A 4936-nucleotide genomic window follows, 5' to 3' on the forward strand; every position below is an offset into this window, starting at 1 on the left:
ACTATTGGATAAAGTAACATCGATAACATCCCGAAAAGCATGACTAATTTAAGCATATTACTCAAATGTTGGTAATGTTTTTTTGTTTTTGCCCCAAACGCTTTGACAGAAATATAAATCAGAGGTGCAATAATCAAGATGACAAAATAAGCGATAATAACTTCAAACTTTAATAAATAGGTAACCAAATAATAAACAACAACAAACAGAACAACAACGGTAAGCGCAAAGACTACTTTTGAAGCTCTTTCCCGCCCAATGGCAATAGGTAAGGTATTCATTCCCGACTTATAATCGCCATCAATATCTTCTATGTCCTTGGTAATTTCACGAACAAGGTTAATGAGAAAAGCGAAGATGGCATAATCCATTAAAATTTTAAAAAATGTTAATTGCGTGGTTTGGTTTTGAGCTGTGATTACAGGGATCAGTTCAAAAACGCCTACAATTAAAATACTCAAACTCACCAAAACCGAAATAAGGATATTGCCTAATAAAAGTGATTGTTTTAAATAGGATGCATAAATATAAAGTAATCCTGAAATGAGCACAAAAATTGCGAAAAAGTTACTTCTTCCGACTAAATTTGAGAGGTAAAACCCGATAAGCACACCAATAATATTGAATGTAAAAAATAGGGTATAGGCGGTTTTTTCTGAAATGCTTTTTCCGATAATTACTTTTGAAGATCGATTGATAGCATCGGTTTCAGTATCATAAATATCGTTAATGATATTTCCTGCCGCAGCAATACAAAGCGTTGAAAGTACTAAAAGTCCAAACCCAAATCCGTTGAGCGTAATCGTTAATTCTGTAGATTCTAAAAAAGGTTCAAACAATGCGTATTTGATGAGAATTTGCACTATGGCAATCATCAAAAGGTTTTTCCAGCGGATTAAATTTAGAATGTTCAAGGGTTGGTTGTCTGTGGTTTGTAGTTTATGGTTTGTGGATTTTCTGTAGTTGATTGTTTGTTTAATTTTTCAACTTCAACTTCAATTTCAATTTCGATTTCAATTAATCGTATTTCGCATCAAAATGTCCATTCCATTTGCCATGTACTTTTAAAACTTGTTCAATGACATCTCTAACACATCCTTGACCACCGTTTTTATGCGAAATATATTTTGAAATGGCTTTAATTTCCGGAACGGCATCTTGCGGACAAGTGGGCAATCCAACCAATTTCATCACTGGATAATCAGGAATGTCATCGCCCATATAAAGAACATTTTCGGGCTTTAAATTGTGTTTTGCCATATAGTCGTTTAGTTCCTCAATTTTATTGTGCGCACCCAAATAAACATCTGTAACACCAAGTTTACGCAAGCGCTCACGTACACCTTCGTTGCTGCCACCAGAAATAATGCAAAGATTAAACCCGGCATCTATGGCCGTTTTCATGGCAAATCCGTCTTTGGTGTGCATGGTCCGCAATAATTCGCCATCAGAGTTTAATAAAATGGTACCGTCGGTAAGTACACCATCAACGTCAAAAATAAAAGTAGTAATGTATTCCAGATATTCCTTATAGCTTTTTTCTTCCATGTGTATTTTGAATGCTTTGAGTTAAGAGTTCGTAAACAGCCCTATGGTGTTCATTTTTTAAGAGGTCTAAATGTTTTTTTAGAGTTTTTTTATCGTTGCGTTTTGCCGGTCCGGTTTGCGCCATATAAGGGGATAAATCCTGGACTTTTTTAGCCGTTTCTAAAATCAGTGGTTTTAAAACGTCAAATTCAACGCCTTGCGATTCGGTGATTTCATGTGCAATGCGGTACAATTGGTTAGTGAAATTATTGACAAATACAGCCGCCAAATGTAAAGATCTCCGTTGATCGGTATTGATTTTATACGATGGACTTCCGATAGTTTTAGCTAAATATTTTAAGGTTTTAAAATCGGTTTTATCCAAGGCTTCTATACAAATCGGCACATTTGCAAAATCTATGGGCGCAGCTTTACTGAAACTTTGTAAAGGATAAAATACGCCACGACGGTTTTTTTTATCAAGATCATGAATGTTTACCGTGCCTGATGTGTGGACGACCAAACGGTTTTCAAAAGGCAATTTGGTCGACACACGTGCAACCGCATCGTCGCTCACGGCAATAATGTATAAATCGGCCTCTTCCAACGTTGACAAATCATCGGTAATATCCACCTTGTTTTTGTAGTGTTTAAGATGATCAATGGTCCTATTATACCATTGTTTTACATGGATATGGTCTGATTGTTCAAAAACATTGAATAAATGCGTGGCAATATTACCCGCACCAAGAATAACTACTGAAATCATGGGGCTAAATTAATGAAGAAATAAGAATTAAAAATAGGAAAGTGAAATTTTGGTCGATAAATGTGATGAATTAATGGATTAGTTCTTTCAAAGTATTTTTAAAAACGATCGATTTTTTAAATATAGACCTTCCGGTCAATAATGGCCAACGCTTTGGTTTTTTCGAGTTTTTTGATGGCCCTGATTACCGTTTCGACACGTAATCCGGTTAAATCCGAAATTTGCTGACGTGTTAAAGGCACTTCAAAACTGGCATCGGTCTTGGAGTTGCCTTTAAGATGTTGCAATAGCGTAATAATGCGGTGTTCTGGTGGATAAATGGAAACCTCACGCATTATTTTAGCTTTATAAACCATCCGTTTGCAAATTAATTTGGTGAATTGTAAATGAATATCCGGATAGGTTTTTAAGAGGTCGAAAAAGGATACCTTTGGAAGTAAATATATTTCTGAAGGTTCAAGGGCCAATGCCGTTGCGGGATATTTAAAAACTCCAAAAAGCGGCGGTTCGCCAAACGAATCGCCATTTTCAAAAAAGCCTTGTATAAATTCCTTGCCATCTTCGGTAAGATTAAACATTTTGACTTGGCCGGTTTTAATCTGGAAATAGAATTCGGCATATTCGCCTTCATGGATTATCGATTGATCTTTTGAATAGTATTTTAATCGTGCTCCAAATTGTAGGATAATATCTTCAGGAATCATGATTCTTATGATTTGAATCATAAAAGTACGGATAAACGTTTAGGAACTTTGTAATAATTAACTAAAATCTATAAATTATGTCATTATATACAAAAGGACTCCACGATTATAAAGAACATTTAACCCTTTATGTTCCATTGTCTATTATTTTTCAAAGCTGTTTAGGCGGCATTGCAGCTATGTTTATCCTTGCCAACAGTACACACGGCACATTTCATTTCTTGGACTTAATATTAGTTACTAGCTTTGCCATGGCATATAATGGTGCGCTGTATGCTGAAATGAAGCCTAAGGTTCTTTTTAATTTGTTTGTTTTAACAATTTTTGTGCACACCCTATTTCTAATCATTAATATGATTCGATTGGCGTAGTTTAAAATGGAGAAAAAAGAGATTGAAAATCGGGAAGATGTATTTTTGCTCGTCTCGGAGTTTTATAAAAAAATCAGGAAAGATCCGGAGTTGGGACCATTTTTCAACCGTGTGATAAAAGATTGGGATGCCCATATTGAGCGTTTGACGACATTTTGGGAAAGCAGTTTGTTTATCACCAAAAAACTGGAAAACAGGTATTATGGCAATCCGTTACAAGTTCATATACAAGTTGATCAAGAAAACCACAATAGCATAACACAAGTGCATTTTGGACTTTGGATGAATTTATGGTTTCAAACACTCGATGAGTATTTTGAAGGTGAAATAGCCCAAAATGCTAAAAACCGCGCTCGTAAAATGGGATCGTTCATGTATTTGAATATTTTTGAAGCAAGACAACATCAAATTTAGAGGCTTGACTTGTTGATTTCTACTTGCTTTAAAATGAAATTTAAGCGCTAATTTCTTAATCAATATTTGAGATTAAGAAGCGCTATTAAATCAAATAAAGGCAATCAGTTACAGATGTTATTTTTGTCTTTTCGTCAGATAATTCCTAACAAATAGTTTTTTTGTAGGATGGCTATCTTTCTTCAATGGTTTTTTGGATGAGACTATACCTTATTAAATACCTCTCAACTTTAACATCTTTTAATCTACTATACTTCAACAAAAAAGACTAAATTTGCATCGCTTAAAATAAGTGCAAAACTCAGTTCTTCTATCATGCAAAAAAGACTCGCTAACATCCTTTTCTCTACACGATTAACCGCTATTTTATTTATTGTTTTTGCCGTAGCTATGGCAATTGGGACGTTTTTAGATGCCAATCAAGAAACATCGCCAACACCATATACGCGACATCTTATCTATAATGCATGGTGGTTTGAACTTATAATGTTGATTTTTATGATCAATTTTATTGGTAATATTCCACGTTACCGATTGTGGCGAAAAGAAAAATGGGCTACCTTACTTCTGCACTTATCATTTGTATTGGTCATTTTTGGTGCGTTTATAACCCGTTATATCGGTTATGAAGGCATGATGCATATTCGTGAAGGAAATGCCGAAAGTCAATTTTTATCACAAAAAACCTATGTAACCATCTATCTTGATGGTGATTATATGGTTGATGGCGTAGCACAACGAAAAATCATTGAACGCGAAGTTGATTTCTCTTACCGATTGGATAATAAGTTTAAGGTTGAAACCGATTATAATAATATTCCTGTAAGCATTGAACTCGAAAAATTTATCAAATCGGCTGAAGTTGATGTCATTCCAGATGAGTCCGGCGAATCTTACCTTAAAATTGTAGAAGCTGGCGACGGACAGCCACATAATCATTTTTTGAAAGTTGGCGAAGTTCAAAATTTACACAATGTTTTGATCGCCTTGGATAAGCCAACACCTGGCGCCATAAACATTACTTCAACGCCAGATGGTCTGACGATCGAGTCTCCTTACGAAGGCGATTATATGACCATGGCTACACGTGCTACCGGATTGGTTGTGAAAGACAGTGTGCAGCCCTTAATTTTAAGATCGCGTTATGCTAT

Annotated in this window: 6 protein-coding genes and 1 pseudogene; 3 read left to right on the forward strand and 4 right to left on the reverse strand. The window is 35.3% G+C overall.

The window, feature by feature from the left end:
• The 4 genes from VNJ50_RS11210 to VNJ50_RS11225 form a co-directional block, all read right to left on the reverse strand.
• Positions 1-875: geranylgeranylglycerol-phosphate geranylgeranyltransferase (locus VNJ50_RS11210; RefSeq protein WP_325581899.1), on the reverse strand; the 875-nt coding region annotated here is incomplete at its 3' end.
• Between the two features lie 142 nt (positions 876-1017).
• Positions 1018-1548 (reverse strand): HAD-IIIA family hydrolase, encoded by a 531-nt coding sequence (locus tag VNJ50_RS11215; protein WP_325581900.1) that lies wholly within the window; start codon positions 1546-1548, stop codon positions 1018-1020.
• Positions 1529-2296: a DUF2520 domain-containing protein gene (locus VNJ50_RS11220; RefSeq protein WP_325581901.1), complete on the reverse strand. Its 768-nt coding sequence runs from the start codon at positions 2294-2296 to the stop codon at positions 1529-1531. Before VNJ50_RS11220 ends, VNJ50_RS11215 begins: the two co-directional genes overlap by 20 nt.
• A 116-nt stretch (positions 2297-2412) precedes the next feature.
• Complete coding sequence (locus VNJ50_RS11225) at positions 2413-3021, reverse strand: Crp/Fnr family transcriptional regulator (protein WP_325581903.1); 609 nt, start codon at positions 3019-3021, stop codon at positions 2413-2415.
• A gap of 56 nt (positions 3022-3077) precedes the next feature.
• Between VNJ50_RS11225 and VNJ50_RS11230 the strand changes: the two genes are divergently transcribed.
• The 3 genes and pseudogenes from VNJ50_RS11230 to VNJ50_RS11240 all read left to right on the forward strand — a co-directional run.
• Entirely contained in the window at positions 3078-3371 is a 294-nt protein-coding gene (locus tag VNJ50_RS11230) for a hypothetical protein (RefSeq protein WP_325581905.1), read from the forward strand.
• Between the two features lie 6 nt (positions 3372-3377).
• Positions 3378-3785, forward strand: coding sequence for a group III truncated hemoglobin (locus VNJ50_RS11235; protein WP_325581907.1), 408 nt, complete (start codon positions 3378-3380; stop codon positions 3783-3785).
• 315 nt (positions 3786-4100) lie between these two features.
• Positions 4101-4936 (forward strand): annotated as a pseudogene (locus VNJ50_RS11240) (cytochrome C biogenesis protein); the annotation flags it as partial.

It is taken from the genome of Gelidibacter sp. (assembly GCF_035577925.1).
Lineage (GTDB): Bacteria > Bacteroidota > Bacteroidia > Flavobacteriales > Flavobacteriaceae > Gelidibacter.